Source organism: Prosthecobacter sp. (assembly GCF_044227185.1).
Classification (GTDB): domain Bacteria; phylum Verrucomicrobiota; class Verrucomicrobiia; order Verrucomicrobiales; family Verrucomicrobiaceae; genus Prosthecobacter.
Window position 1 is genome coordinate 315,727 of the sequence record NZ_JBGAFO010000006.1, and the last position, 26,851, is coordinate 342,577.

The 26,851-nt window shown below is 64.0% G+C and carries 18 protein-coding genes; 10 read left to right on the plus strand and 8 right to left on the minus strand.

The features are described 5' to 3' along the window. Window positions 1–136: 136 nt before the first annotated feature. From ACILSQ_RS16190 to ACILSQ_RS16200, 3 genes are all read left to right on the plus strand, one after another. Window positions 137–2,686, plus strand: coding sequence for a protein kinase domain-containing protein (locus ACILSQ_RS16190; protein WP_395744695.1), 2,550 nt, complete (start codon window positions 137–139; stop codon window positions 2,684–2,686). A 460-nt stretch (window positions 2,687–3,146) separates the two neighbouring features. Then, entirely contained in the window at window positions 3,147–4,487 is a 1,341-nt protein-coding gene (locus tag ACILSQ_RS16195; protein WP_395744696.1) for a coproporphyrinogen-III oxidase family protein, read from the plus strand. Further along, window positions 4,471–5,055 carry a hypothetical protein gene (locus ACILSQ_RS16200; protein ID WP_395744697.1) on the plus strand — a complete coding sequence of 195 codons (585 nt, stop codon included), beginning with the start codon at window positions 4,471–4,473 and terminating at the stop codon, window positions 5,053–5,055. Before ACILSQ_RS16195 ends, ACILSQ_RS16200 begins: the two co-directional genes overlap by 17 nt. A gap of 655 nt (window positions 5,056–5,710) precedes the next feature. On the opposite strand, the gene ACILSQ_RS16205 is transcribed toward ACILSQ_RS16200, so the two are convergent. The 4 genes from ACILSQ_RS16205 to ACILSQ_RS16220 are packed head-to-tail and all read right to left on the minus strand — an operon-like array spanning window position 5,711 to window position 12,139. Next, window positions 5,711–7,231, minus strand: coding sequence for a response regulator (locus ACILSQ_RS16205; protein WP_395744698.1), 1,521 nt, complete (start codon window positions 7,229–7,231; stop codon window positions 5,711–5,713). After that, a complete protein-coding gene (locus ACILSQ_RS16210) occupies window positions 7,228–7,893 on the minus strand; it encodes a chemotaxis protein CheB (RefSeq protein ID WP_395744699.1) in 666 nt (221 codons plus the stop codon). Before ACILSQ_RS16210 ends, ACILSQ_RS16205 begins: the two co-directional genes overlap by 4 nt. Continuing rightward, window positions 7,890–8,720 carry a CheR family methyltransferase gene (locus ACILSQ_RS16215; protein WP_395744700.1) on the minus strand — a complete coding sequence of 277 codons (831 nt, stop codon included), beginning with the start codon at window positions 8,718–8,720 and terminating at the stop codon, window positions 7,890–7,892. Before ACILSQ_RS16215 ends, ACILSQ_RS16210 begins: the two co-directional genes overlap by 4 nt. Next, a complete protein-coding gene (locus ACILSQ_RS16220) occupies window positions 8,717–12,139 on the minus strand; it encodes a response regulator (RefSeq protein WP_395744846.1) in 3,423 nt (1,140 codons plus the stop codon). The genes ACILSQ_RS16215 and ACILSQ_RS16220 overlap by 4 nt, the downstream gene beginning before the upstream one ends. A gap of 206 nt (window positions 12,140–12,345) precedes the next feature. Between ACILSQ_RS16220 and ACILSQ_RS16225 the strand changes: the two genes are divergently transcribed. The 7 genes from ACILSQ_RS16225 to ACILSQ_RS16255 all read left to right on the plus strand — a co-directional run bounded on the left by ACILSQ_RS16225 (window position 12,346) and on the right by ACILSQ_RS16255 (window position 20,426). Continuing rightward, the gene (locus ACILSQ_RS16225) at window positions 12,346–13,764 is read left to right on the plus strand and encodes a trypsin-like peptidase domain-containing protein (protein ID WP_395744701.1); all 1,419 of its coding nucleotides are present in this window, start codon (window positions 12,346–12,348) and stop codon (window positions 13,762–13,764) included. A gap of 154 nt (window positions 13,765–13,918) precedes the next feature. Further along, window positions 13,919–14,743: a hypothetical protein gene (locus tag ACILSQ_RS16230; protein WP_395744702.1), complete on the plus strand. Its 825-nt coding sequence runs from the start codon at window positions 13,919–13,921 to the stop codon at window positions 14,741–14,743. Between the two features lie 52 nt (window positions 14,744–14,795). Next, window positions 14,796–15,239, plus strand: coding sequence for a hypothetical protein (locus ACILSQ_RS16235; protein ID WP_395744703.1), 444 nt, complete (start codon window positions 14,796–14,798; stop codon window positions 15,237–15,239). Next, window positions 15,239–16,264: a PhoH family protein gene (locus ACILSQ_RS16240; protein ID WP_395744704.1), complete on the plus strand. Its 1,026-nt coding sequence runs from the start codon at window positions 15,239–15,241 to the stop codon at window positions 16,262–16,264. The genes ACILSQ_RS16235 and ACILSQ_RS16240 overlap by 1 nt, the downstream gene beginning before the upstream one ends. Before the next feature lie 34 nt (window positions 16,265–16,298). Further along, window positions 16,299–18,044 (plus strand): HD family phosphohydrolase, encoded by a 1,746-nt coding sequence (locus ACILSQ_RS16245; RefSeq protein WP_395744705.1) that lies wholly within the window; start codon window positions 16,299–16,301, stop codon window positions 18,042–18,044. 5 nt (window positions 18,045–18,049) lie between these two features. After that, the gene (ybeY, locus tag ACILSQ_RS16250; protein ID WP_395744706.1) at window positions 18,050–18,493 is read left to right on the plus strand and encodes an rRNA maturation RNase YbeY; all 444 of its coding nucleotides are present in this window, start codon (window positions 18,050–18,052) and stop codon (window positions 18,491–18,493) included. 94 nt (window positions 18,494–18,587) lie between these two features. Beyond that, entirely contained in the window at window positions 18,588–20,426 is a 1,839-nt protein-coding gene (locus tag ACILSQ_RS16255) for a hypothetical protein (protein WP_395744707.1), read from the plus strand. Between the two features lie 223 nt (window positions 20,427–20,649). Here ACILSQ_RS16255 and hisH read toward each other — a convergent pair whose 3' ends face one another. The 4 genes from hisH to ACILSQ_RS16275 form a co-directional block, all read right to left on the minus strand. Beyond that, entirely contained in the window at window positions 20,650–21,270 is a 621-nt protein-coding gene (hisH, locus tag ACILSQ_RS16260) for an imidazole glycerol phosphate synthase subunit HisH (RefSeq protein WP_395744708.1), read from the minus strand. Further along, window positions 21,270–21,872 carry an imidazoleglycerol-phosphate dehydratase HisB gene (gene hisB, locus ACILSQ_RS16265; RefSeq protein WP_395744709.1) on the minus strand — a complete coding sequence of 201 codons (603 nt, stop codon included), beginning with the start codon at window positions 21,870–21,872 and terminating at the stop codon, window positions 21,270–21,272. The genes hisH and hisB overlap by 1 nt, the downstream gene beginning before the upstream one ends. A gap of 172 nt (window positions 21,873–22,044) precedes the next feature. Next, a complete protein-coding gene (locus tag ACILSQ_RS16270; RefSeq protein WP_395744710.1) occupies window positions 22,045–23,463 on the minus strand; it encodes a DUF1501 domain-containing protein in 1,419 nt (472 codons plus the stop codon). A 209-nt stretch (window positions 23,464–23,672) separates the two neighbouring features. Further along, entirely contained in the window at window positions 23,673–26,756 is a 3,084-nt protein-coding gene (locus tag ACILSQ_RS16275) for a DUF1553 domain-containing protein (RefSeq protein ID WP_395744711.1), read from the minus strand. Between the last annotated feature and the right edge of the window lie 95 nt (window positions 26,757–26,851).

Sequence of the window (26,851 nt, forward strand, 5' to 3'; positions counted from 1 at the left end):
TGTCTGCGGAGCGCCATGATCGAGGACGAGTAGGAGAACGAGAACGAGGACGAGGACGATTTGCTGCTGTCTTGCCCGCTTGACTGCTTGACCTCCTCCTTCGGTTGCAGTGTAATCCGCTGTTCCAACCGCCCGCATGCAGACCAAGTCACGTACAGCGCCTGATATCCGTGATCACGAGACGCTCCGTCTCATCGGCCACGGGGCGTTTGGGGAGGTGTGGCTGGCGCGCAGCGTCACGGGCGTGCTGCGGGCGGTGAAGGTGGTGTGGCGGGAGGACTACGACCGGCCGGATTCGTTTGAGCGCGAGTTTGAAGCCATCAAGCGCTTCGAGCCCATCTCCCGCCGGCATGAGGCGCTGGTGCCCATCCTGCAGGTGGGGCGCAATGACCAGGAAGGTTTTTATTATTACGTGATGGAGCTGGCGGATGACCTGGAGTGCGGACGCGACATCCACCCGGACACTTACAAGCCGCACACGCTGGGCCTGCAGATGAAGCGGGACAAGTGCGTGCCCGCGGACCAGTGCGTGAAGCTGGGCATCACCATCGCGGAAGGGCTGGACTACCTGCACCGGAACCAGCTCATCCACCGCGATGTGAAGCCCTCAAACCTCATCTTCATCGATGGCATCTGCCGTCTGGCGGACATCGGGCTGGTGGCGCTGCTGGGGCAGCGCAGCTTTGTGGGCACGGAGGGCTTTGTGGCTCCGGAGGGGCCGGGCACTGCGGCGTCTGACATCTTTTCCCTGGGCATGGTGCTGTATGAAGCCAGCACGGGGAAGGACCGGCTGGACTTCCCGGACCTGCCCTCCTGCACGGAGACGGGGGCCAATCTGGAAATCTGGCGCCGCCTGCAGGACGTGGTGTGCACGGCCTGCGCGCCGAAGGCAAAGGGGCGCTTCATCAATGCGCGGGAGATGGCTCTGGCGCTGCGCGGGGAGCCGCTGCCTTCCTCCCGGCGGCTGATGTGGACGTGGATCGCCGCCGGCTCCGCGGCGCTGCTGCTGGCGGTGGGCTTTGGCATGTGGCTGGCGCAGAACCACCGCACCCGCACGGTGATGGCGATGAACAACACGGTGCCGCGGCTGAAGATCGTGACGACACCGCCGGGAGCGGTGGTGTTTGCCGGAGAAGACCAGCTCGGCGTGACACCGCTGGAGCTCAACCCCGCGGAAGGCGTGCCGGTCATTTATCAACTGCGGCTGCCGGGTTACAAGCAGGTGGAGATCGACCACATCGCTCAGGATGACAAGCCGGCGGTGTTTGAGCTGAAGCTGGAGCCTTCCAAGCTGCCGCAGAAGGGGGAGCGCTGGGTGAACAGCCTGGGCATGGTCTTCAAGCCGGGGGCGGGAGGCCACATCTCGGCGGAGCCGGTGGAGATGAAGTTTTTCAAACGCTTTCTGGAGGCCACCGGCCGCTCCTTCGAGGGCAAGGTGGTGCGGTTTCAGCGCGGCAAGGACCATGACCCGGCCTACCTCGTGGTGGTGCCGGACGGCGATGCGGAGGCCTTCCGCTACTGGCTCACGGACCGTGACCGCAGCGAGGCCTTTCTCAGCCAGGAGCACCGCTATGAGGTGGAGCCGTTTTACTTTGTGGAGAGCGGCCAGGCCGCCTCCGAGGAGATGCCGGACGGACGGGAGGCCGACAAAGGGGAGCAGGGGGAGGAGAAGAACTGGCGCGCCTTTCACCTGCGCGTGGAGCGGCAGACCTACGGCAGCGTGATCATCAACAGCCAGCCGGAAAAGGTGCGCGTGTTTCAGCATGACGAGTTTCTGGGGGAGACGCCGCTGGAGCTGCCGCGCGTGCGCACCGGCCCGGTGGAGTTTGAACTGCGCGAGGAGGGCTTTGCGGATGTGGTGCTCGAAGGAGAGGTGCGGGAAGGGGAGCAGTCTGAGCTCTTCACCGACATGCAGACGCGCAAGGCGGTGACCTTTGGCCGCCAGTGGAAGGCGAACAGCCTGGGCATGAACCTGGTGCCGCTGGGAGAGGTGATGTTTTCCGCCTGGGAGACGCGCCACCGCGACTACATGGAATACTGCAAGGCCACCCAGGCGCGCCGCCCCGGACGGGTGGACGGCATGAACAAAGGCGGTGGCACCATGCCGGTGGTGGGCGTGGACCGCAACGAGGCCCGTGCCTTCTGCGCCTGGCTGACGGAGCGGGAGCGCAACGCCGGGCTCATCGGCCCGAAGGATGTGTACCGCCTGCCCACGGATGAAGAATGGAGCCGCGCCGTGGGCCTGCCGCTGGAGCGCGGCTCAACGCCCGAAGAGCGCAATGGCCGCATCCGCGGCATCTACCCCTGGGGCTTTGACTGGCCGCCGCCGGAGAATGCGGACAATCTGGCGGACATCAGCGGCGCGCGCAAAGCCAGCCTGGACAGCGCCATTCCAGGCTACGATGACAAATTCCCCTTCCTGGCTCCGGTGACGGCCCTGCCGCCAAACGACCGCGGCATCACCGGACTGGCCGGCAACGTGTCTGAATGGGTGGACACAGACTACAGCCCCGCCCCGCCTGCCAAACCGGACGAGCCCGCGAAACCCGCCCTAGGCACCACCCGCGGCGGCAACTGGCGCTCCTCGTCCCAGGACGAGCTCCTCGCCTCCGCCCGCATGCCCGTGCCGCCGGAGACGAGGCGAAACACCATCGGCTTCCGCGTGGTGCTGGCGCATGGGAAGTGAGGTCTGGTTTTGTGGCGGTTGGCCGATTTCGCCTCTGAGAAGGGCAAAAAGATTGCGGGCAAAAAGATTTTTCCGATCTTTCAGATTCTGACTTTTTTGCCCCTCATCTTTTTGCCCTCATCCCCCTTCCATAACTCCCCAGCGTGTGCACGCTTCCTGCAGCCCCTGCATCGAGGCCACGAGGCAGACTGTGTACTGGCAGCTACTGGGAGCGCCGGTTTTTAACCGGCTCTGGCGATGCGCCCGCGATGCACAAGCTAGTTCAAGCGCTTCATTCCACGCGAGAGCGCCGAGGACGTTCGCCCAGAGCGGATGAAACATCGGCGCTCCCAGCGGAAGGCATCCCCACCGCGCCTGTCGCTTTTCGCACGACAGGGAAATAATTCCCATTTGCGGCGCTTCGGGGTAAGTTTGATTGTAGAACCCGCCCCGGCGGTCGTAACTTAAGGAACCCCCACTCATGCAAACCGCGCTCGAAACGCCCGCCCACGAAAAGAAGGTCGAACAGACCGAGGCTGGAAACTACTTTGTCTCCAACTACCCGCCGTTTTCCTTCTGGAAGCCGGACCAGGTGCCCGCGGTGGAGGCCGTGCTGCAGCAGCCGGCTCCCGCCAACATCCCGCTGGGCGTGTACTTCCACATCCCCTTCTGCCGCAAGCGCTGCCACTTCTGCTACTTCAAGGTCTATACCGACAAGAACGCGCAGGAGGTGAAGGCCTACATCGACGCCGGCATGCGCGAGATGGAGCACCTCACCAGCCAGCCGTATCTGAAGGGGCGCAAGGCGCACTTCGTGTACTTCGGCGGCGGCACCCCCAGCTACCTTTCCGTGCCGCAGCTCAAGAACCTGACGGACCGCATGAAGGCCATGATCCCCTGGGACGAGGCGGCAGAGGTGGCCTTTGAGGCGGAGCCGGGCACGCTCAATGAAGTGAAGCTCACCGGCATCCGCGAGATCGGCGTCACGCGCCTGAGCCTCGGGGTGGAGAATTTCGACGACCACATCCTCGAAACGAACGGCCGCGCGCATCGCAGTGGCGAAATCGAAAAGGCCTACCGCTTTGCCCGCACGCTGGGCTTTGAGCATATCAATATCGATCTCATTGCCGGGATGATGAACGAGACCTGGGAAAACTGGAAAGTGACCGTGGCCAAGGCCATCGCCATGCAGCCGGATGCGGTGACGATCTACCAGATGGAGGTGCCCTACAACACCACCATGTACCAGCAGATGAAGGCCGAAGGAAAAGTCACCGCTCCCGTGGCCGACTGGCAGACGAAGCGCGACTGGGTCAGCTACGCCTTCGATGAATTCCAGAAGGACGGCTACACCGTGACCAGCGCCTACACCGTGGTGAAGGATCCGCAGCGCATCAAGTTTGTGTATCGCGACTCCCTGTGGGAAGGGGCCGATTTGCTGAGCTGCGGCGTGGCCTCCTTCGGCCATCTCGGCGGCGTGCATTATCAAAACCAAGCCGATGTGGGCCCCTACATGCAGGCGGTGGATGCGGGGAAGCTGCCCATCTTCCGCGCCTACCAGACCACGGCGGAGGACCGCTTTGTGCGCGAGTTCATTTTGAAGCTCAAGCTGGGCCGCAGCGAGTTCGACTACTACGTCAAAAAATTCGGTGAAGATCCGCGCCAGCACTTTGCGCCGCAGCTCGACTACCTGGCCAAGGAAGGCTTTGCCACGCTGGATGACAAGGGCATCACCCTCACCCGCGATGGTCTGCTGCAGGTGGACCGCCTGCTGCATGAGTTCTTCCTCCCCCAGCATCGCCAATATGCCCGCTACACTTGAGCCCGAACATCGCAGTGCCATGAAGGGGCCCAGGCAGGACGAGGACATCCTCGCGCCGCTGATCTTTTTCTATGGCATCGGCAGCGTACGCCCGCGCGTGACGTTTGTGGATCCGCAGGACCTGGCCGAGCAGGAGCGCTTTCTCCTGGTGCATGACAAGGACATGACGCCCCACCTGCGCGAATTTCACGGCAGCGAAATCGACCTCGATGTCGCCGCCCGCGCGCGCATCGGCAACTACCTCGTGCGTGCCTCCGTGCTGCATCGCCACAGCGATGGCATGCCCGTGGAGTTTGGGGCCATCGGCATTCATCTCGACATTCTGCCCGAGGAGGCGCAGAAGCTCGTGCTGGAGGGCCTGGTGCCCTTCGGGGCCATTTTGGAGCGCTACCAGGTGCCGCACTCCAGCCACCCGCGCGGCTACTTCCGCATCTCCGTGGACCAGCGCCTCGCCGATCTCCTCGGCGCGACGAGCGGCCAGATCCTCTTCGGCCGCTGCAATGAACTGCGCCACGGCAGCGGCCGCGTGCTCGCGGACGTGGTCGAGGTGCTGCCGCGGATGGCGTAGGAGGCTGGCTTGAACTCCTCCTCCCTTTCCGGGAGTAAGAGGAGGAGGAAGATGTGATGGCGAACTCGAGGGCTGCAAAGCTGCCACGCATGCGCGAGCGCGGAGCGTGAATTTGGAGTGCGGTCGCGGAGCGAGGAACGAGCGCAGCGACCGCTTTCGCAGGCCGGACGGCAGGCGGGAACCTGGAGGCTGGCGAAAGCGCCCATCTGCATGCCGGACGGTATACGAGGACCAGCACGCTGGCGAAAGAGCCCATCCGCATGCCGGACGGGGAACTGAGGCGGCAGCACCCACTTCACCCCGCGAAAGCGGTAGCTCCGATGCAGGCTTGCGCCTTGCATCTGCGCGACCGCACTCCAGGACGCTGGTGCGCTTGCACTGCGCCTGCGCCGGCTTAGCGCGATAGACCGCGGCTGCTTGAGGACAAGCAGCCCTACCAGCGCTGGGCGTACGCGTGCCCAGCGCGAGGTAGGGAGGGCTGTCCCCAGCCCTCCGCGTGAGCAGGAGAAAGGTGCGAGTGGCAGGGGGTGGTAGCGGAGCCCTGGGCTGACGGCATGCGGTGAGTGCTAGGTCCTACCAGGAAGTGCTCAGCGTCATCGACCCCGGCGGCTTGAGGACAAGCCGCCCTACCCGCGCTGGGTGAGCGTGTGCGCGATCACCGTTCCACTTTGGCGAGGATGCTGAGGAGCTCCTCCACCTGGATGGGTTTGGTGAGGTGGGCGGTGAAGCCGGCTTCTTTGGTTTGCTGGAGGTCGGCTTCCATGCCGTAGCCGCTGAGGGCGATGCTGGGGATGGTGCTGTGCTTGCGCAGTTCGCGCATGAGCTCGAGGCCGCTGCCGTCGGGCAGGCCGAGGTCGGTGATCACGGCGTCGAAGGCCTCGGGGTGGAAGGCGGCCAGTGCCTCCGCCATGGTGCTGGTGCTGACGACTTCATGCCCATGGCGCGCGAGCAGGCGGCCCAGGATCGCGCGGGTGGGGGCGTGGTCTTCCACCATGAGCAGGCGCAGGGGCTGCCGGGTGGCGGCGGGCGGCGTGGCGGGGGTGGCGGGCTGCGCGGCGGCTTCGCTGGCGGAGAGGGTGACGGTGAAGATGGAGCCGCAGTCGGGGCCCGCGCTGTCCGCGGTGATGGTGCCGGCGTGGGCTTCCACGATGGCCTTGGAAATGGAGAGGCCCAGGCCCAGGCCGCCATAGCGTGGCTGGCCGCTGGCGTCTCCCTGCTCAAAGGCGTCAAAGATGCGCGGCCTGGCCTGCGGGGTGATGCCGATGCCGGTGTCCTCCACCTGCACGGCGATGTGGGTTTCATCCGGGTTGAAGGTGCGGAGCGTGATGTTGCCCAGGGCGGGGGTGAATTTGACGGCGTTGTTGAGCAGATTGCCAAAGACCTGCTGCAGGCGCACGGGGTCCGCCCACACGTGGTGGTGGTCGGCGCCGAGGTCGGAGATCATGCTCACCTGCTTTTCCTGCACGTCCCAGGCGATGGTTCCCTGGCAGTGGCGCAGGAGCTCATGCACGTCCACATTCGCGGGCTTGATGGTGAGCTTGTCGTTGTGAATGCGGGTGGCGTCCAGCAGGTCGTCGATGAGGCGGGCCTCCAGCTCGATGTTCCGGCGCATCATGTCCAGCAGTTCCCGGGCTTCGGAGGCCAGCCCGTGGTCGTTTTGCAGGGCGGCCACGGCCATGAGCACGGGCGTCAGCGGCGTGCGCAGCTCATGGCTGAGAGCAGCCATGAAGTGATCCTTGGCGCGGCTGGCGGCCTGGGCTTCCTCGGCTTTCCGGCGCAGGACCTCCCGCTGCATGGCCAGCTCAAAAAAGATGCCCGCCTTGCTCTGCAGGATGTGCGGCTCGATGGGCTTGAAGATGAAGTCCACCGCGCCGGCGTCGTAGCCGCGGAAGCGCCGCTGCTGGTCGATGGCCCCGGCGGTGAGAAAGATGATGGGCACGCGCCGCGTGCGCTCGGTGCCGCGCATCAGCTCCGCCAGCTCAAAGCCGTCCATGCCGGCCATGTTCACATCCAGCAGCGCCAGCGCCACGTCATGCACCAGCAGCAGTTCCAGCGCCTCGGGGCCGGAGCGCGCCTTCAGCAGCTCCAGGCCGTCCCGCTGCAGCAGGCCCTCCAGAGCGTCCAGATTGGCCTCCAGGTCATCCACCAGCAGAAATTTGAGGGAGGGCGCGGTCATGAAGGCTGGGCGTGAAGTTCGGCGGGCCGCACCAGGGCGCGCAGCTCCTGGGCGAGCTGCTCCAGCGGCAGGGCGCATGCCTCCGGGCAGGCCTGCAGCGCGGCCTGCGGCATGATGGGGGCTTCCGCCGTGGCGGGGTCCTGCACAAAGGTCCGGCCCCCGGCGCGGTGGATGGCCCGCAGCCCGCGCGCGCCGTCCGCGCTGGCACCGGTGAGAATCACCCCTGCCACGCCGCCGCCATAGGCGTCCGCCGCGGACTCGAACAGCACGTCGATGGACGGGCGCGAAAAATACACCGGGTCATCCTGGGAGAGGGAGAGGCTGAGATCAGGTTCTACCAGCAAATGGTAGTCCGCCGGGGCCAGGCAGGCCACGCCGGGGCGGACGGGCTCCTTGTCCTCCGCCTCCTTCACGGTGATCTGGCACTGGCTGTCCAGCAGTCCGGCCAGCCCTCCGTTGTCCTCCGGCGGCAGGTGGACGACGATGAGCACCGGCAGCGGGCAGCCGCCCGGCAGAGAAGGGAGGAGCTGGAGCAGCGCGCCCACGGAGCCGGCGGAGCCGCCGATCACGAGGGCCTGCGTCTGAGTTTGAGTCTGCGTCTGCGTCTGGGCCTCAGGTTCGGTCTGAAGGTGAATTTGAAGCTGGGAGGCGGGAGAGTTCATGCGCGCTTCTGGTAGAGACGTTGTTCACGGTCAAACTCGGAGAATGCCGCCGCGTGCGCGGAGAAGTGCAGGCTTTCCTTGGACCCCAGGCCGAGAAAGCCGCGGCGCACCAGCGAGTCCTTGAACAAACCCACCGCGCGGTCCTGCAGCTCCCGGTTGAAATAGATGAGCACGTTCCGGCAGCACACCAGGTGCACCTCCGCAAAGACGGCGTCCGAGGCCAGGGTGTGGTCGGAGAAGACGGTGCGTTTGCGCAGGGACTTGTCGAAGACGGCGGCCCCGTACGCGGCGGTGTAGTAGTCGGAGAGGGAGGACTTCCCGCCGGAGCGCTGATGATTGGCCGTGAAGAGGGAGATGCGCTCCAGATCATACATGCCGGCCTCCGCCTTGCGCAGCGCGTGGGTGTTGATGTCCGTGGCGTAAAACATGGTGCGCTCCTCCAGCCCCTCCTCGCGGAAAAGGATGGCCAGGGAGTACAGCTCCTCGCCGGCGCTGCAGCCCGCCACCCACACCTTCAGGGAAGGGTAGGTGCGCAGGTGCGGCAGCACCTCCTCCCGCAGCGCGCGGAAGAAGGAGGGATCCCGAAACATCTCGCTGACCTGGATGGTCATGTAGCCCACCAGCCGCGGCAGCAGGGCCGCATCATGCATCACGCGCTCCTGCAGGGCGGAGAAGGTCTGGCAGCCGAAGTGCTCGCGCGCCTGGATGAGGCGGCGCTTCAGCGAGGCCGGCGAGTAGTTGCGGAAGTCATAGTGGTACTTCCGGAAGATGGCCTCCACCAGGAGTTCCAGCTCGATGCTTTCGGTGTCGGTGTGGAGCGTCTTCATCGGGGCATCCACACGCGAATGAGGGAGAGCAGCTTCTCCACGTTGAGCGGCTTGGCCAGGTAGTCGCTGGCGCCTGCGGCCAGGCACTGCTGCTGGTCTGAGGGCATGGCCTTGGCCGTGAGGGCGATGATGGGCAGCTTCCGCCATTCAGGGCGCTGGCGGATGGCGCGCATGGCCGCCAGCCCGTCCATCTCCGGCATCATCACATCCATCAGCACGAGGTCGATGGGCTTGTCCGTGCCCTGCCTGCTCTCCAGCATCTCCAGGGCCTCGCGGCCGTTTCTCGCCACCACCACCTGGATTCCCATGGGCTCCAGCATGCTGGTCAGGGCAAAGATGTTGCGCACGTCATCCTCCGCCAGCAGCACGCGGCGGCCTTCCAGCGCGGCCTCGCGGCTGCGGGCTTTCTCGATCATGCGCTGCTGCTCGGGCGGCAGATCGCGCACCACCTGGTGCAGGAAGAGCGCCACTTCATCCAGCAGGCGCTCGGGAGACTTCACGCCTTTGACAATGATGGCCCGCGAGTAGCGGCGGAGCTGCTGCTCCTCATCCGCCGCGAGTTCCCGTCCGGTATAGACGATGACCGGCGGGAAGGGGCAGGACTCGTCCAGGCTGATCTTTTCCAGCAGGGCAAAGCCGCTGGTCTCCGGCAGGCTGAGATCCAGCACCATGCAGTCAAAGGTGCCGGAGTGGAGCTGCTCCAGGCAGGTGGTGGCATTCTCCGCGCCCACGACCTCTACATCGCGGGAGGAGAGCAGCTCGCACAGGGACTTGAGCTGCACGGGGTCGTCCTCCACCACCAGCACGCGGCGCAGGCGGTGGGTCAGGTGCTTTTCCAGATCCTGGAAGGCCTCCATCAGCTTTTCCCGCGTCAGGGGTTTCACGTGGAAGCTTACCGCGCCCATGGCCAGCGCCTTCTCCGAGTAGTCGCTGGCGGACACCACATGCACCGGGATGTGGCGCGTGCGTGCATCACTCTTCAGCTCCTCCAGCACCAGCAGGCCGGAGCGGTCCGGCAGGCCGATGTCCAAAACGACGGCGGCGGGCAGGTGCTGGCGCGCCAGCTCCAGCCCCTCCTGCGCGCTCGGAGTGACGAGGCACTGGAAATCCTGCTCACGCGCCATCTCCGCCAGCACCTCGGCAAAGGCATGATCATCCTCCACCACGAGGATGATCCGCTTCACATCGGGCGTCAGTCGGTCACGGTCATCCGCCACCACCGGTGCGGCCGGCCTGGCGGCGGGGGGCGTTGATGCGGCCGCTGCGGCGGGCGCTGCGTTGGCCGCGTCCGCTGCCATGGGTGCGCCAGCCTTCGCGGGAAGCATGAGGGTGAAGGTGCTGCCTTTGCCCGGCTCGCTGCTCAGCCGGATCTCCCCGCCCAGCAGGCGCGCCAGCTCGCGGGAAATGGAGAGCCCCAGGCCGGTGCCGCCGTACTTGCGGCTGGTGGTGTCATCCCCCTGGCAGAAGGGCTCAAAGATCATGCCCTGCTGCTCCGGCGCGATGCCGATGCCCGTGTCCCGCACGCGGAAGGCCACGGTGCCTTCGCTGCTGCCGGCCACCTCCACCGTCACGGTGCCTTTTTCCGTGAACTTCAGCGCGTTGGAAAGCAGATTGCGCAGGATCTGGTCCAGCCGCTGCGGATCGGTCTCGATGCTGGCGGGCGCGCCGGGCAGCGCCTGCAGGTCCAGCTTCAGTCCGCGCTCATCCGCCACCGGGCCAAACTGGCTGCGCAGTCCTTCCAGCAGGCTGCGGATGACGACCGGCTGCGGCTTGATGTCCATGCGCCCGGCCTCGATCTTTGCCAGGTCCAGCACGTCATTGATCAGGCCCAGCAGGTCATTGCCGGAGCCCTGGATGGTGCGCGCGTATTTGATCTGCTGCTCGTTGAGGTTGCCGTCGCGGTTTTCCGCCAGGAGCTGGGCCAGGATGAGCACCGAGTTCAGCGGCGTGCGCAGCTCGTGGGACATGTTGGCCAGGAAGGCGGACTTGTAGTGGCTGGCCTGCTCCACCATGCGCGCCTGCGCCTCCAGCCCCAGCTTGGCCTGGAGGAGATTGTTCTTCTGCAGTTCAAGCTGCCGCGTCTGGGCTTCGAGCTGCAGGTTGTTCTGCTCCAGCTCCGCCTGCTGCTGCTCCAGTTGCGTCTGCGTCAGTTTCAGTACGCGGCTCTGCTCCTCCAGCTCCTCATTGGAGACGCGCAGCTCCTCCGTCTGCGCCTGCATTTCCTCCGCCTGGCGCTGGGTTTCCTCCAGCAGCTCCTCAATGAGCGCGCGGGTTTTCGCCGCCTGCACCGCGGTGCCTACGGGACCGGAGACGCGCTTCAGCAGCTCCAGCGCGGCATCTGAAACGGGGTGGAAAAAGGCCAGCTCAATCACGGCGGTGATGGTGGTGTCGTTCATCGCAGGAACGATGATGAGGTGGCGCGGGCGTGCTGTGCCCAGCGCGGAGCCGACGGCAAAGTAGTTCTCCGGCACTTCATGGAGGATGAGGGGACGGCGGTCTTTGACGGCCTGGCCCAGCAGGCCCTCGCCTGGCTTCAGGATCGCGGGCAGGCCATCGCCCGGAGGCAGGGCATACGTGGCGCAGCGGCGGAAGCTGCCGGACTCCTCGATGAAGATCGCGCCCACGTGCGCCCCCAGATATTCGCAGAGGAAGGAGAGGGCGTTCTCTCCCAGGCGCTCCAGCCGGTGCTCGTCGATGAGCTTCTGCGCGAGCTGCGCCTGGCCGCTCTGCAGCCACTGCTGCTGCTGGCGCGCGCGCTCATTGCGCTGCAGCAGCCAGGACACCAGCAGGGCCATGACCACGCCCAGCACCCCGGCGGCGATGGTGCTCTTCAGCGCCGTTTGGAAAGCCGCGTCCGTTTCGGCAAAAAGCTGCCGCCGCAGGCTGCGCTCCTCCTGCTGCATGGTGGTGATGTTTTTCCGCAGCAGATCCATGGCGGCCTTGCCGCGGTCGCTGATGACGATGGCCAGCGCCGCGTCAAACCCCTGCCTCCGCCGGACCTCGATGGTCTCCGCCAGCTCCTGAAGCTTCAGGTCCATCTGGTTTTTGATCATGGGCATCAGCTCCTGGTGCAGCGGATTGTCAGCCGTCAGGGAGTGCATGCTGGCCAGACGCTCGTCGATGCGTGCCAGCGCGGTTTCATACGGAGCCAGGTAGCGCTCGTCCCCGGTCAGCAAAAAGCCGCGCTGCCCGGTTTCCGCGTCTTTGAGGGTGGAAAGGATGTCCTCCAGGCCGATGATGACCTCATGCGTGTGGGAGACCTTTCCCGTGAGAGAACGCAGGGTGCGGATATTGAGGGAGGTGATCGCCGCCGTGCCGATGAAAAAGGCCAGGGCGGCCAGCAGTCCCGCCGTGGGCAGCAGCCGGGCGGAGACGGAGGAGCGGCTGCCCGATTTCAGAGCATCGAAGTGGGGCGTCATCATGGGGCTGGCCAGAGGGGTAAAGACGGAACCCAATACGAGACCACCCACCCCCCACAACCTGACCAGACCCTGTCAGCACCCTCAGGGAATACCTGAGAGTTTGGCCCGGCCCATGGAGCTGGCGGGGGCCAGGGGGTGCTGCGTTCTATTTAATGAAATGGTATTGCCTGACACCGCTGAATTTGCTTACTTTCAAAATAGCGATGAACCTGCAAATCAACTGCCCCAACTGCCAAAGTCCTCTGTCGATCGAGCAGCGCTTCATGGGAGGGCAGATGCAGTGTCCCTTTTGCCAGCAGATCTTCATGGTCGCCCCGCCGCCGGTCGTGCCTGTGGTGCAGGCGCGCCAGGTGCCCTCGCCCGCCCAGACTGCGCCTGCGCCCGGGCCGAGAAGCCCGCAGAATCCATCCCGCCCGCAGTCTCCTGGCTCTCGTGCTCCAGGCCCGCGCCCTGCGGCCAGCAGTGCGGCGAAGCCACCCCAGGGAGGAGACGGCATGGCCACGGCCCTGATCATCGGTCTGGTGGTGCTCGGGGTCGGCCTTGTGTTTGGCGGCTTCTATTTCCTGAACGGCGTGCTGAAGAAACGCCAGATGGCCGAAAAAGGACTGGGCAGCGAGATCAACAGCCAGCTTGAGGCGAAGCGGACCGCAGCGGCCAAGGCGAAGCAGGAGGAGGAGCAGGAGAGAACCGAGATGATGACCGCGCTGCGCAAGCTGCTCACGGAACATCTTTGCGAAGGCAATGAAAAAGTGGCCGGCGAGATCATGCGTGAAGTGGAGGCGATCAGCGGAGAGGCGGACAAGCTTTTTGCGGATGCCGATGTGAGCAACGACCCCTCCGACATGCGCGCGTTTCTGGCCCAGCGCATGGAGCCGCGCCTGCGCTCCAACGCCGTCATCTTCAACTGGCTGGGAGGGAGGGTTTCGCCCAAAGCTTTTTGCGCGATGCTGTTTGGCCAGGAGGTGGAGGCGAAGCCGGAGCGCGGCAAGGTGGCGGAGTTCCTCGTGGCCGGAAACTACGCCGCCACGGGCACCGGCTTTTATGTTTCCAGAGACGGCTGGCTGCTGACCAATGAGCATGTGGTGCACGACGCCGCCGAAGTGGATGTGCGGGGCGCGGACGGCGTCATCCGCCACGCCCAGGTGGTGAAGACAGACTTTGAGGGAGACGTGGCCGTGCTGAGAACCCGGGAGCCCGCCTCGAAATGGCTGCCGCTGACCACGCAGGAGGGGACCATGGGTGCGGCCGTTTTCACCATCGGCTTTCCCAATGCCGATCTTCAGGGCGTGGAGCCGAAATTTACCGACGGGCGCATCAGCAGCCTCAGCGGCATTCGCGATGACCGCGACCATTACCAGATCACCGTGCCTGCGCAGCCGGGGAACTCCGGCGGCCCTCTTGTGGACGTCAAATCCGGCGCGGTCGTCGGCATCGTGGCTGCGGTGCTGCGCGGGCGGGAGAACGTGACCTACGCCATCAAGACGCGGGTGGCGGCGGACCTTCTCAAAACTCTGCCCGCCTACCAGACCGTCTCTCCGCTGACGCGCCCTGCCAGCACGGAAATGGAGGCCCTGGCCGCGGAGGTGCGGGCCGCCACGGTTTTGGTGCTGGTCAGAAAGTGAAATAAGCCGCCGCGTGCTGCACGGGATGCAGCAATTTTTGGTGCCATTCATGCACTTCGTTAGAGCTCGCGGTCAAACCAGTTGCGATTTGGGGGTAATGGGTTTGAGTTGGCCGGACTCAATCTGCGCTCTCACCCCCTCCTGGTTTTTTGTCATGAAACGCTCCCTGTTCACCCGCCCCGCTTTGGTGGCCGCCTCTCTGCTGGCTCTCAGCCTTCCTCTCACCGCTGCCCCCAAGGGCACCAAGGGGGTGGAGGAGTTTGATCCTCTCGCCTTCCCCGGCAAGGTCGTGGATGACGTGGTCGTGCCGGTGCCGAGCGAGGTCTTCTCCGTGCTGGACAAGCTGGGAGAGCCGAACTGGCGCGCCGAACTGCGCAAGCAGGACATCCCCATCACCAGCGACCGCACCAAGCTCTCGCTGCTCTTTGGCTACACCGTGGCGGAAGGCTTTGTGGCCGTGCAGGCGGAGGACAAGGAGGCCGTGAAGGACATCGGCCATGATGTCATCTCCCTGGCGAAGAGCCTCGGCCTGAGCAAGTCCGTGCTGCCGCATGCCCAGGCCATTCTGGATGCCGCGGACAAGGGGAACTGGAGCGCCATCCGCAAGGAGTTTGACCAGACGCAGAAGACCGTGAAGGACACCATGGAGCAGATGAAGGACACGGACCTCTCCCAGTGCGTCAGCCTCGGCGGCTGGCTGCGCGGCACCGCCTCCGTGACCTCCGTGGTGAAAAAGAGCTTCTCCGCCGACCGCGCGGAGCTGCTGAACCAGCCGATGCTGGTGGAGCACTTCGTGAGCAGCATCAACAAAATGCCGGCCGGCACGCGCAACCACGACGTGGTGAAATCCATCCAGAAGGGCCTGGGCTCCGTGCTGCAGCAGATGGAAGGCGCGGTGGACGGCTTCTCAAAAGACGCCGTGTCTGACATTGGCAAGACCTGCGACGGCCTGCTGGCCGAAATCCTCGCGAAAAAGTAACTCACCGGTGAACCTGCGGCGCATGACCTCATCCATGGAAAGAAACCCAACAATGAACCGACCCGGGTCCCGCTGGCCCGCCCTCGCCGCCGCCTGTGTGCTGCTGCTCGGCGCCACATTTGTGCACGCGACGGTGGACGAGCCGCATGACTACGCCATGCAGGCCGCCACCCCCTTTGTGGAGAAGGGCTTCATCGTGCGTGAGGACTACTGGAACGGCGAGGTGAAGAGCGGGCAGAAGCTCATGATCACCCACCAGCTCTTCAAGGGCAACGAGTACGCCTTCTGGCTGGGCACGAGCCAGGAGGGCGTGACGCTGGACATGAAGGTCTTTGACGACAAGAACCAGCCCGTCCAGATCGACACGAAGGTGGACAAGTACTTCATGAGCGTGCGCGTCAACCCGCCGAAGACAGGCACCTACCGGATCGTCTTTGAGCTGAAATCAAAGACGGAGCCAGGCGTCCTCTGGGCGCTGGCCTATGGCTACCGCTGATGCCCGTCGAAACGCTCACGTACGAGACGCCGCAGTTCCTGCAAAAGCTGATCGGCAATGACCTCAGCTCTCTGCGGCTGATCGGGGAGGCCTTTGGCGTGGGCGTGACCAGCCGTGAAGGCTGGGTGCGCCTGGAAGGAGATGCTGACAAGACCGCCGCGGCGCGTGAAGTGTTTGTGCAGCTCGAAAAAGTACGCCGCGCGGGCGGTGAGATCTCCCCGGCCATGGTGCGCCTGGTGGTGGAAAGCGTGCAGCGCGAAGCCGGAGACGCTCCGGCGGATGCCATCATGCAGCTCCGGCTGCTCGGCTCCGGCAAGCGTCCCGCCGTGCTGGCCAAGACGCGCGGGCAGATCGCCTATGTGCAGGCCATGCGGGAGTGCGAGGTCGTCTTTGGCGTGGGTCCTGCCGGCACCGGCAAGACCTATCTCGCCATGGCCCAGGGCCTGCATTACCTCAAAGAAAAGCTGGTGCAGCGCCTGGTGCTGACCCGTCCCGCCGTGGAGGCGGGGGAGGCGCTGGGCTTCCTGCCTGGGGACCTGAAGGAGAAGATTTTTCCCTACCTGCGCCCGCTTTACGACGCCCTCTATGACATGCTGGAGCCGGAGGAGGCGGAGCGCCTCATCGAGCGTGGCAGCATCGAGATCGCCCCGCTGGCCTACATGCGCGGGCGCACGCTGAAAAATGCATTCATCATTCTGGACGAAGCGCAGAACACCACCACGGAGCAGATGCTCATGTTCCTGACCCGTCTCGGGGAGGGGGCGCGCTGCGTGGTCACGGGAGATCCTTCCCAGATCGACCTGCGCCGCCATGTGAAGTCCGGCCTGAAGGAGGCCGTGAACCTGCTGCAGGATGTGGAGGGGGTGCGTTTCGTGGGATTTGCGCCCAAAGACATTGTCCGCCTGCCGGTCGTGCAGCGTATCATTGAAGCCTATCAATCCGGGAGAAGCCGTGGAAATGAGACACAACGGCACAAACAGGATGAAGGCGAGGGGAAAGATTCTTGTCCGAACCCCGATGTATGATACCCTGCTAGTCACTTCCTCCTACCCTTAACCCATGTTCGAGTCCATTCGTCGTGCCCGCCTGCAACGCGAAGGGCTTTCCTGCGGCAAAACCCGCCGAAAGCACCAGGAAGGGGATTTCATTGATGAGATGCGCACGCACCCGGCGGGGGCCATCTGCGCCTACGTGGTGTTTTTCATCGGCATCGGCATCCTGATGCGCCTGGGCACGCAGGTGGAGGAAGGCCTGCCCGCGGTGACCTGGCTGCACATGCTGTATGCCGGGGCCATCGGCTTTGCCATGGTGGTGCATGAGCGCGTGGTGCTGCGGCAGGAAATCTGTGACAACGGCGTGCTGCTCCTCGTGCTGGGCACCATTTTCACCCACCTCGCCCTCGTCATTCTGATGCTGGACCTGTCCATCAGCCAGAGCTGGGGCAAGACGCTGAAGGCCATCGTGCTGCCGCATGCCTTTGGGCCGGTGGTGCTGTCCGTGATTCTGGGCCGGCGCATCGGCCTCTTCGGGGCCATCTACGCCACTCTTCTCGGCGTGCTGGTGTGCATTTCCATCTCCGCGCCCACCTACATGGCCACTTCCGCGCTGCTGGGCTTCACCGGCGTGCTGCTGACGAAGCGGGTGCGCCGCCGCAACCGCCTTTTCATGGCGGGCCTCTATGTGGGTCTGGTGGCGATGGCCTACTCGCTGCTGCTGCATGAGGCAGCGGGCGTCATCATGGAGGAGAAAGTGGGGCGCATGGTGGGCCTGCCGCTGCTCATTGGCATTGTCACCGGCATGGCGGTGGGCGGGCTGCTGCCCGTGCTGGAAAGCATTTTCGGCGTCACCACGGATGTGTCCTGGCTGGAGCTGGGAGACCTGAACCACCCGCTGATGCGGCGCCTCAGCATCGAGGCGCCCGGCACCTACCACCACAGCCTCGTCGTGGCAAACCTCGCTGAAGCCGCCGCGGAGACCATCAATGCCAGCGCCAGCATGTGCCGCGTGTGCGCGTATTTCCATGACATCGGCAAGCTCAGCAAGCCGGAGTACTTCATCGAAAACATGGACCCTGCGGCCAATCCGCACGAGGACCTGACGCCGCGCATGAGCGCGCTGGTCATCATCGCCCACGTCAAGGACGGCGTGGACCTCGCCATCAAGCACAACCTCAACACACGCATCATTGACGTCATTGAGCAGCATCACGGCAACTCCCTGGCCTACTTTTTCTACCGCCAGGCCCTGGATCAGAAGGCCGAGGTGGAGCGCCTGGTGAAACTCGGCAAGGCCAAGGAGGACGACGTGCCCCAGGTGAGCGAGGAAACCTTCCGCTATCCCGGCCCGCGCCCGCAGTTCAAGGAGGCCGCCATCATCTCCCTGGCAGACGCGGTGGAGAGCGCCTCCCGCACGCTGGAGAAGCCCAATGCCTCGCGCATTGAAACGATGATCGATGACATCGTGCAGGCGCGCATGATGGACGGCCAGCTCGATGAGTGTGACCTCACCATCGCCGAGCTCGCGCGGGTGAAGGCCAGCTTTGGCAAAACCCTCCTGAGCATGATGCATGGACGCATCAAATACCAGAAGGCCGTGGAGTCCAAGCCTGCGCCCCAGCCTGTGCCTGTGGTTGTGCGGGATGAAACCCGGCCGCTGCTGGCGGGTGATGAGGAAACCATCGCCTCTGCCTCCGCCTCGGAAAAGATCGTGGAGGCTTCGGCTTCCTTCTCCGCGCCGGCGCCCGCCACGGAGGTCGTGATCAAGAAGACCCGCAGCCGCAAGTCGCCCCCGGCCTCCGCCGCCTGATCCTGATGCCGCTGCCGAAGCTTCGCATTTACAACCGGCAGAAGGCCCACGCCATCCCGCTGCCCTGGCTGCGGCGCATCGGCAAAGCCGCGCTGCCCGGCTGCCTGGCCGCGCAGAAATCTCCCGAAGCACCGCTGGCCGCGCTGGAGGAGATCGAGATCACCATTGTCGATGACGGGGACATTGCGCGTGTGCATGGGGATTTCCTGGACGATCCCACGCCGACCGATGTCATCACCTTCCACCACGGCGAGATTCTCATCAGCGCCGACACCGCTCTGAGGCAGGGCGCGGAGCACGGCCAGCCGCTGGACCATGAAGTGGCCCTCTACCTCGTCCACGGCCTCATGCACCTGGCCGGGTGGGACGACCATGAGCCCGAAGAAGCGCGTGAGATGGCGCGGCGGCAGGAAGCCATTCTGCGCGGGGCGCTGACGAAGGGCGGCTGAACTTCCTGGACGGAGCGGGCCTGGCACGGCCTGCTCATGGATTTTGTTACAAAAAAAGCTTTTCCACAGTGCAGAGGGCGTGTTAACCCGGCGCATGCTTATCTGGAAAGGCCATGGAATTTTGATCTTGGTGTTTGGCATCCTGGGAGGACTGCTGGGGGGAGCGGGTGCTGCGGCTGCTTATGCGGCTACGCACTGGGAGTGGATGCTGCGAATGGTGGGACCTGCCAACCTGTGGGGGGCCTCCATGGCCATCGCGCTGTATGGCCGGACCATCGGCAAAACCATCTCGAAGACCTACCTGGATCCCGCCACCCGCCTGTATGTGGACATCAAGACTTCCCACAGCTTCTTTTTCATTCCGGCGATCCCCTGGGCCGTGCTGGTGGCGGTGATGGCCAGCGTGAGCACGGTGAGATCCTTCACCGCACCGGCGGTGGATTTCATGAGCGACTCCCAACTGGCGGCCGCAGCACCGGCGAAGGCGGCCTTTAAAGAGGCCAACCGGCTGATCGACATGGACCAAGGAAAGACGGCCTATGGCAACACGCCGGATGCTGAAAAGCTGGCGGCGGGCTTTTCCGCGGTCGTCATGAAGGGACGCGAACTGGGCGTGGAGAAGGGCAGGAAATCGACCATCAGCCTCTCCCACGGCAAGTTTCTGAGCTACTGCCGCCTCAATCCAGACTCGTGCGTCTTCATGGTGCATGTGCCGGACCTGCGCAAATTCACCGACGACGCGAAAAAATTCATGGTGGGCATGGCGTGGACGGTGGCGCGGGAGCAGGTGGCTGAGCTGCGCCCGCAGCCGAAAACGCTGGTGGTGGGAGTGCGCGGAGCCTTTTTGTACGATGAAGTGGTGGAGGGCCCTGTGGCCAAAGCCCGGACCGAACGTGCCGATGACGAGGACTGGCAGGCGGGCATCGAGCGGCGCTTTTCCACCAGCAATGCGACGGACCGCCTGGAGCTCTACTTTGAACCGCATGCGGCGGGAGCGCTGCTGCCCAGCCTGGGCGCGGGTCCGGCGGAAGAGCCGGAAAAGAAGAACGACAGCCCTGTCTCACCCATGGCGGCTGCACCGGCAGGCGGGACGCCTTCTACTCCCTCCGCGGCGGCAGCTCCCGCGATCAGCCAGTCCGCGACGACTCCGAATGAGAAGCTGGCGGTGCTGCTCAAGTGGTTTCCCACCGTCAAAGCGGGCGATGTGGCGGGCAATGCCGACCCGGTGAACCGGCTGGCGCTGCAGTATGCCGGACTGGTGCACGGGAGAGTGGCTGTGAATCCAGCCCTGGGCGGACTGGCCTTGCCGAGCCCCTTTTTCTCCGCCTACGTACACCTGCGTGATGACACGGCGGCCTTCTTCCTGGGGGTGCCTTCCGGATCAAACCTGGACCTGAGCCCGGCGGCCTTCAAATCCATCCAAGACACAGCATGGATGGTGGCGGCGATGGCCTCCGCCCAGATGTCGCCCGTGCCGGCGCGCATTGTCGTGACCACTTTCAAAGATGGCGAGATGGATATGACCCGCATCGGCTCCCCGCAGGATCCGAAGGGCACTCAATGGCGCATTGAGCAGGAACTTGCGGGCGAGCAGGGCAGGGAGGTGCTGCCGCCCTTTTTGGCCGCGTTCTCCAAGCCGCTAATCACTGTGAAACCGAACCTGGCCCTGCGGCCGGTCAAATCGCAGGTGTCCTCCGCTCCTCCCGTGCCGACCACAGCCGCCGCACCGGCTCCAGCCCGCGTGCTGCCCACGGCGGTCCGCGACTGGAAAGACGCCACGGGCCGCGTGATGCAGGCCTCGCTGGAGAGCTTCACCACGCTAGCGAAGGATGCAGGCCGCTTCAAGCGCGCAGACGGCCAGGTCTTCGAGGTGCCCTTCGCACGACTCTCGGCGGAGGATCAGGCCTACATCAAAGGACTGGCAGCGCCGTAGAGCCGGCCAAGGTACTTGGGAGATTTAGCTCACTCTGGGAAAAACGTCCGCGCCTTCCAGAGCGAGCTAAAGCTCGCGAGTACTTTCACTGCTCCAGCACCTTCAGCGCATTGCGCAGCAGGGTGAGGCGGGCCTCCTGGCTCTGAAAAGTAGTTGTGAGCTTTAGCTCACTCTGGGAAAAATGTCCGCGCCTTCCAGAGCGAGCTAAAGCTCGCGAGTACTTTTACTGCTCCAGCACCTTCAGCGCATTGCGCAGCAGGGTGAGGCCGGCCTCCTGGCTCTTCTCCGGGTGGAACTGGACGGCGACGAGGTTCTTCCTGGCGATGCCACTGATGAAGCTGACGCCGTAGTCGGTGCGGCAGAGGGCGAGGGACTCATCCTGCACGTCCGGATAGTAGGAGTGGACGAAGTAGATGTGTGTCGGATTCGGCAAGTTTTGCCACACAGCGGCTTTTTCGGGATTCCACTGCGCCACATTCCAGCCCATGTGCGGAATTTTGAGGCCGCTGGCGGAGTCGAATTTGCGCACCTTGCCGGCGACGGCGCAGAGGCCTTCCACGCCGGGGCATTCCTCGCTGCTTTCAAACAGGAGCTGGTAGCCCAGGCAGATGCCGAGGTAGGGCTTTTCGGCCTTGAGCCAGGCACGCAGCGGCTCCCAGAGATGGTTTTCCTTCAGGATGCGCACGGAGTCTCCGAAGGCACCCTGACCGGGAAACACCAGCACATCGATGTCCGCGAAGTCTTCCGGCTTCGTGACGAGGTTCGCATGCGCTCCGATGGCATCAAAGGCATTCAACACGCTGCGCAGATTCCCTGCGCCGTAATCCAGCACTCCAAGTTTCATTACAGAACGTCTTTCGTGCTAGGGATGCCAGTGACGCGGGGATCCAGCTTGGTGGCGGCATCGAGCGCGCGGGCAAGACCTTTGAAGATGGCCTCCGCCATGTGGTGCGCATCGCGCCCACGGCGGATCTCGACGTGAAGAGTCGCCAGCAGGCTGGAGGAGAAGGCGCGGAGGAACTCCTCCACGAGCTGATAGCTGAAGCGGTTCACCCCGCCGATGGCCTCGACATTCTCCGGCGCGTGGTAGCTGAGGAAGGCGCGGCCGCTCAGGTCCATGGCCACTTCGGCCAGCGTTTCATCCATGGGCAGGAGGAAGAAGCCGTAGCGCGTGATGCCGGCCTTGCTGCCCAGGGCTTCGCGGAAGCAACTGCCCAGGACGATGCCGGTGTCTTCGACGGTGTGGTGATAGTCCACCTCGATGTCGCCTACGACCTTGACCTTGAGATCAAACAGGCCGTGCTTGGTGAACAGCGTCAGCATGTGGTCAAAGAACGGCACGCCGGTGTCGATCTGCGATTTGCCGGACCCGTCGACATTGAGCTCGATCTCAATGTCCGTCTCGGCGGTTTTGCGGTGCTGCTTGGCGGTTCTGGCTTGGCTCATGAAAGGGGATGGGCAATGAACACGGGATTTGCCGTAGAGCAAGCGGGAGGGTGGAGGGGAAAATGACGAAACCAGAATGGCGAATGACGAATGAATGACCAAGCCCGAAGCGGCAATATCATTGGGTCATTCGGGCTTCATTTGTCATTCCTCATTCTGGTTTCGTCATTCTTCAGGCAATCAGCCCCTTCACCAGCTTTCCATGCACATCCGTGAGGCGATACCTCCGCCCCTGGAACTTATAGGTGAGCCGCTCGTGGTCGATGCCGAGGAGGTACATGAGCGTGGCGTGGAAGTCGTGGATGTGGAGGCCGTCTTTGACGGTGTTGTAGCCGAAGTCGTCGGTCTCTCCATACACGGAACCGGCTTTGATGCCGCCGCCTGCGAACCAGGCGCTGAAGCAGCGCGGGTGGTGGTCGCGGCCAAAGTTGGTGCTGATCTTGCCCTGGCAGTACGCGGTGCGGCCGAATTCGCCGCCCCAGACGACGAGGGTGTCATCGAGCATGCCGCGCTGCTTGAGGTCTTTGATGAGCGCGGCTGCGGGCTGGTCGGTTTCTTTGCAGAGTTTTGGCAGGGCGCCGGGCAGGCCGCCGTGGTGGTCCCAGTCCTGGTGGTAGAGCTGGATGAAGCGCACGCCTTTCTCGGCAAGACGACGCGCCTGGAGGCAGTTCGCGGCAAAGGTGCCGGGGGTCTTCACATCGGGCCCGTAGCTGTCGAGGATGTGCTGCGGCTCGGCGCTGAGGTCGGTCACTTCCGGGATGCTGGTCTGCATGCGGAAGGCCATTTCGTAGTGGTCGATGCGGTTCTGGATTTCCGCATCCGGCGTGCCGGCATACTGGTGCTCGTGCAGTTCTTTGAGACGGTCCAGCATGAGCCTGCGGCTGTCCGCGCTGACGCCCGCGGGATTGCCAAGGTAGAGCACGGGATCCTTCGCCGCACGGAAGAGCACGCCCTGGTGCTTCGTGGGCAGGAAACCGCTGCCCCAAAGGTGCGAGCCGAGGGGCTGGCCGCCTTTGCCTTTGGTGATGAGGACGGTGAACGAAGGCAGATTGGAGTTTTCTGCGCCAAGGCCATAGCTGAGCCACGAACCAAAGCTGGGACGCCCCGCGATCTGCGAGCCCGTCTGGAAAAACGTCACGCCGGGGCCGTGGTTGATCGACTCCGTGTACATCGACCGCGCCACGCAAATGTCGTCCGCGATGCTGGCCGTGTGCGGCAGCAATTCACTAAACCATCCACCCGCCTGCCCATGCTGCGTGAATTTGAACGGAGATCCCACCATGGGAATGGAGGATTGATTTCCCGACATGCCGGTGAGGCGCTGAGTGCCGCGCACGGAGTCGGGAAGCTGCTCGCCATTGCGCTTATTGAGCAGCGGCTTGTAATCAAAGAGGTCGAGGTGCGAGGGGCCACCTGACATGAAGAGGTAGATGATCCGCTTCGCCTTCGGCGCAAAGTGCGTGCCACCAAGCACGCCGTGATCGGGAGGCTCGGAGCCTTGGGCGAGCAATTCATTGAGCGCGATGCCGCCGAGGCCCATGCCAAAGCGATTGAGGAGGGTGCGGCGGTTGAGGCAGCTGATAGGATTCATGGGGGACGGAGATGAGCGGTTCAAATGCCGGGGCTGAAGGTCGCCCGGTTAGGTGGGAGTGTTTTTGTTTCAGCGTTCTGGAGGAAAGGTAGAAAGATTAGGGGTAGAAACATTTCAGAATCAGGAGCTTGGGGAAATTTTTCTACCCCTAATCTTTCTACCTTCTTTCCGGTGTTTGAAGCAGGTTGCATCGGAGTGTTTTAAAGGTCTCAGCGTTTTACCACACACGCATCATGGTTCAGCAACGCCTGCGCGAGCACGGCTGCAGCGGCGGCATCTGGCAGAGGAATGGAGGCATCACGCTTTGCGTTGCCTGTCTTCATGAGTTCTTCGGCTTCCTTGGGGTGCGCTTTGAAGTGGGCAAGTTGCTCCTGATAAAGCTGGGTGCAGATGCTTGCCTCCTTCGCGTCCGGCTTGCGGCTGAGGCAGCGGAGGAAGCCGAGTTCGATCATCTTGGGCACATCGCCCTTGGTTTCGAGGTGGAGCTTTTCACCGAGGACGCGGGCGGCTTCCACGTACTGCACGCCGTTGAGGAGGATGAGGGCCTGCAATGGGGAGTCGGTGCGTTCGCGTTTGGAGATGCAGACGGCGCGGCGTGGGGCATCGAAGGCGACCATGGCGGGCGGGGGGCTGGTGCGGCGCCAGTTGGTGTAGAGGCTGCGGCGATAGACGGCATCGCCTGCGCTGGGGCCCACAGGCTTGAAGGCTTCCGTCATTTCATAGGGATACACGGGTGCGCCGCCCATGGTGAGCTTGAGGAGGCCGGAGGCGGCGAGGGCGTTGTCGCGGATCATCTCCGCAGGCAGGCGGAAGTGCGGGCCGCGGGCCAGCCATTGATTGTCGGGATCGTCGGCCATCGTCTTCGCATCGGCGATGCTTTGCTGGAGGTACACGCGGCTGGTGACGATCTCCTGAATCAGCGCCTTCACATTCCAGCCGCTCTGGATGAACTTCAGCGCGAGGTGATCGAGCAGCTCAGGATACAGAGGCCGCTCGCCCTGGCTGCCGAAGTCCTCGGTGGTCTTCACCAGGCCACGGCCGAAGAGGCTGAGCCAGATGCGGTTCACCGTGACGCGTGCGGTCAGCGGATGATCCGGCGCGGTGAGCCACTGCGCGTAGCCGAGGCGGTTCTTCGGCGCGTCCTTGGGAAAGGGAGAGAGGAAGGCGGGCGTGACGGGGCCGACCTCTTCGGCGCGCTTGTCATACTCGCCACGGGTGAGGATGTAGGCCTTCTTCGGCTGCGGCAGCTCCTGCATGACCATGATCTCCTTCTGCGCATCCACAAAGGCGGTGACCTCAGCGCGTGCGGCCTGCAACTCGGCGAGCAGAGGCTGCAACTTGGCATCGTAGGGCAGGGAGAGGTCGCGGCTGAAGATGCGGAGATCATCCACGAGTCCGTTTTTGAATCCGCGATCGCGCATGCGCTCGCCGAGGCTGATGTGGTCGTGGCCACCGCCGGTGATGTTTTTGGTGAGATGGTCTTTGATGACGTCCACGGCAGCGAGCTTGCCATTGATATAAATCTTGAGGCCATTGGCGCGGCTGCTGCCATCATTGGTGACGATGACGTGGGTCCACTCGTTGAGCGGCACTTTGACCTGGGTGCGGATGGAGATGGCATTGCCGGGCCAGAAGTGAATGAGGGACCACTTGATGCGGCCTTCTTCGATGAGCAGTTCGTAGCCGCGGCTGGCGGCGTCTGTCCAGGCCTGGGAGCGGTGGAGGACGACAGCGCGCTGTTTTTCATCCGGCGTCTGCAGCCAGAGGGAGATGCTGAAGGGATCGTGACGGTTGAAATTGCCGAGCGGAGTGTCCACGGCGTCGTCGCCGGTGAACTGGATGGCGTTGCCGAGCTTGCCGGGGGCGAGTTTGTTTTCGCCTTTGAGAACGGCTTCAGGGCCGGGAGGCGGGGCTTTGGCTTCTTTCTTTTTCTGCGCCGGTGTTTTGTCCTTGGCGTCGGCGACGGTCTTTGGCTGCGGAGGTGCAGGCGGTGGGGCTGGATGGAGGGTGTCGGCGAGCTTGTTGCCTTTGAGTTCGTCGAAGGAGAAGTGGGCGAGCTGGTTTTCGAGGGTCTCCAAACTGGGGACAGGAATGTCCCCATTACTTGGGGCAGGAATGCCCCGACTACTTTGGAGCTGCTTTTCGAGGGCGGCGACTTTGGCATTCAGCGCGGCGAGTTTTTCCTTGGCGGGCGCGTCCATCATCATCAGCGCGGGAGTGGGCGGGGAAGGGGTGAAGAAGGAATACAGTCCTGCTTCATCGATGTTTTGCAGCATGGAGAAGAGGCCGTAATAGTCCTTCTGCGTCACGGGATCGTACTTGTGATCATGGCAGCGGGAGCACTCGAAGGTGAGGCCGAGGAAGGCGGTGGCGACGGTCTGCACGCGGTCGGCGACGTATTCCACGCGGTATTCTTCTTCGACGCTACCGCCTTCGCTTTCCTGCTGGTGCAGGCGGTTGAAGGCGGTGGCGAGGATCTGCTCGTCGGTGGCCTTGGGCAGGAGATCACCCGCAAGCTGCCAGGTGATGAACTGGTTGAAGGGCAGGTTCTCGTTGTAGGCTTTGATGACCCAGTCGCGCCAGGGCCAGACGTCGCGCTCGCGGTCCACCTGGAAGCCGTAGCTGTCAGCGTAGCGGGCCACGTCCAGCCAGTCCACGGCCATGCGCTCGCCGTAATGGGGAGACGCAAGCAGGCGCGTCACTAGATGCTGGATGCTGGATGCTGGATCGAACTGGTGCTCGGTGACGAAGGCGCTGATTTCTTCAGGCGTGGGCGGCAGGCCGGTGAGGTCGAAGCTGAGGCGGCGGATGAGGGTTTCGGGGGTGGCTTCGGGTTGGAGCTTGAGGTTTCGTTCAGCGAGCTCCGCGCTGACGATGTCGTCGATGCTGCGCTGATTGGAGGCATCGGCTTTGAGCGGGATGAAGGACCAGTGCGCTTCATACTCCGCGCCTTCATTGATCCATTGCTTGAGGATGGCCGTCTCTTCGGCGGTGAGATCGCCGAGCTTGGACTTGGCGGGGGGCATGTGGTCATCGGCATCGGTGGTGAGGATGCGCTGGATGAGCTCGCTCATGTCCGCCTTGCCGGGGACGAAGGCCTTGGCCTCCACGGCGGCCTCGCGCACGTCCAGGCGCAGATCCGCCTCGCGCTTCTTGGGGTCGGGGCCGTGGCAGAAGAAGCATTTGTCCGAGAGGATGGGGCGCACATCACGGTTGAACTTCACCTTCTTGGCAGGCGCGGCTGCGGAGAGCAGGGCGGGGAAGGTGAGGAGGGTGTAGAGAAGGCGGCGCATGCGGGGAGAAGGGGGGCAATTTACGATTTATGATTTACGATTTATGATTTCGGATGGCAGCAGGACGGCGGCAAGGGGTGGCGTTTTAAGGGCGG

What these genes read in the sequence shown, in the direction of transcription:
- ACILSQ_RS16190 (WP_395744695.1), top strand. Translation starts at nt 137, where the DNA reads ATGCAGACCAAGTCACGTACAGCGCCTGATATCCGTGATCACGAGACG.
- ACILSQ_RS16270 (WP_395744710.1), bottom strand. Translation starts at nt 23,463, where the DNA reads ATGAATCCTATCAGCTGCCTCAACCGCCGCACCCTCCTCAATCGCTTT.
- ACILSQ_RS16230 (WP_395744702.1), top strand. Translation starts at nt 13,919, where the DNA reads ATGAAACGCTCCCTGTTCACCCGCCCCGCTTTGGTGGCCGCCTCTCTG.
- ybeY (WP_395744706.1), top strand. Translation starts at nt 18,050, where the DNA reads ATGCCGCTGCCGAAGCTTCGCATTTACAACCGGCAGAAGGCCCACGCC.
- ACILSQ_RS16215 (WP_395744700.1), bottom strand. Translation starts at nt 8,720, where the DNA reads ATGAAGACGCTCCACACCGACACCGAAAGCATCGAGCTGGAACTCCTG.
- ACILSQ_RS16255 (WP_395744707.1), top strand. Translation starts at nt 18,588, where the DNA reads ATGCTTATCTGGAAAGGCCATGGAATTTTGATCTTGGTGTTTGGCATC.
- ACILSQ_RS16235 (WP_395744703.1), top strand. Translation starts at nt 14,796, where the DNA reads ATGAACCGACCCGGGTCCCGCTGGCCCGCCCTCGCCGCCGCCTGTGTG.
- ACILSQ_RS16220 (WP_395744846.1), bottom strand. Translation starts at nt 12,139, where the DNA reads ATGACGCCCCACTTCGATGCTCTGAAATCGGGCAGCCGCTCCTCCGTC.
- ACILSQ_RS16195 (WP_395744696.1), top strand. Translation starts at nt 3,147, where the DNA reads ATGCAAACCGCGCTCGAAACGCCCGCCCACGAAAAGAAGGTCGAACAG.
- ACILSQ_RS16200 (WP_395744697.1), top strand. Translation starts at nt 4,471, where the DNA reads ATGCCCGCTACACTTGAGCCCGAACATCGCAGTGCCATGAAGGGGCCC.
- hisB (WP_395744709.1), bottom strand. Translation starts at nt 21,872, where the DNA reads ATGAGCCAAGCCAGAACCGCCAAGCAGCACCGCAAAACCGCCGAGACG.
- ACILSQ_RS16275 (WP_395744711.1), bottom strand. Translation starts at nt 26,756, where the DNA reads ATGCGCCGCCTTCTCTACACCCTCCTCACCTTCCCCGCCCTGCTCTCC.
- hisH (WP_395744708.1), bottom strand. Translation starts at nt 21,270, where the DNA reads ATGAAACTTGGAGTGCTGGATTACGGCGCAGGGAATCTGCGCAGCGTG.
- ACILSQ_RS16240 (WP_395744704.1), top strand. Translation starts at nt 15,239, where the DNA reads ATGCCCGTCGAAACGCTCACGTACGAGACGCCGCAGTTCCTGCAAAAG.
- ACILSQ_RS16225 (WP_395744701.1), top strand. Translation starts at nt 12,346, where the DNA reads ATGAACCTGCAAATCAACTGCCCCAACTGCCAAAGTCCTCTGTCGATC.
- ACILSQ_RS16245 (WP_395744705.1), top strand. Translation starts at nt 16,299, where the DNA reads ATGTTCGAGTCCATTCGTCGTGCCCGCCTGCAACGCGAAGGGCTTTCC.
- ACILSQ_RS16210 (WP_395744699.1), bottom strand. Translation starts at nt 7,893, where the DNA reads ATGAACTCTCCCGCCTCCCAGCTTCAAATTCACCTTCAGACCGAACCT.
- ACILSQ_RS16205 (WP_395744698.1), bottom strand. Translation starts at nt 7,231, where the DNA reads ATGACCGCGCCCTCCCTCAAATTTCTGCTGGTGGATGACCTGGAGGCC.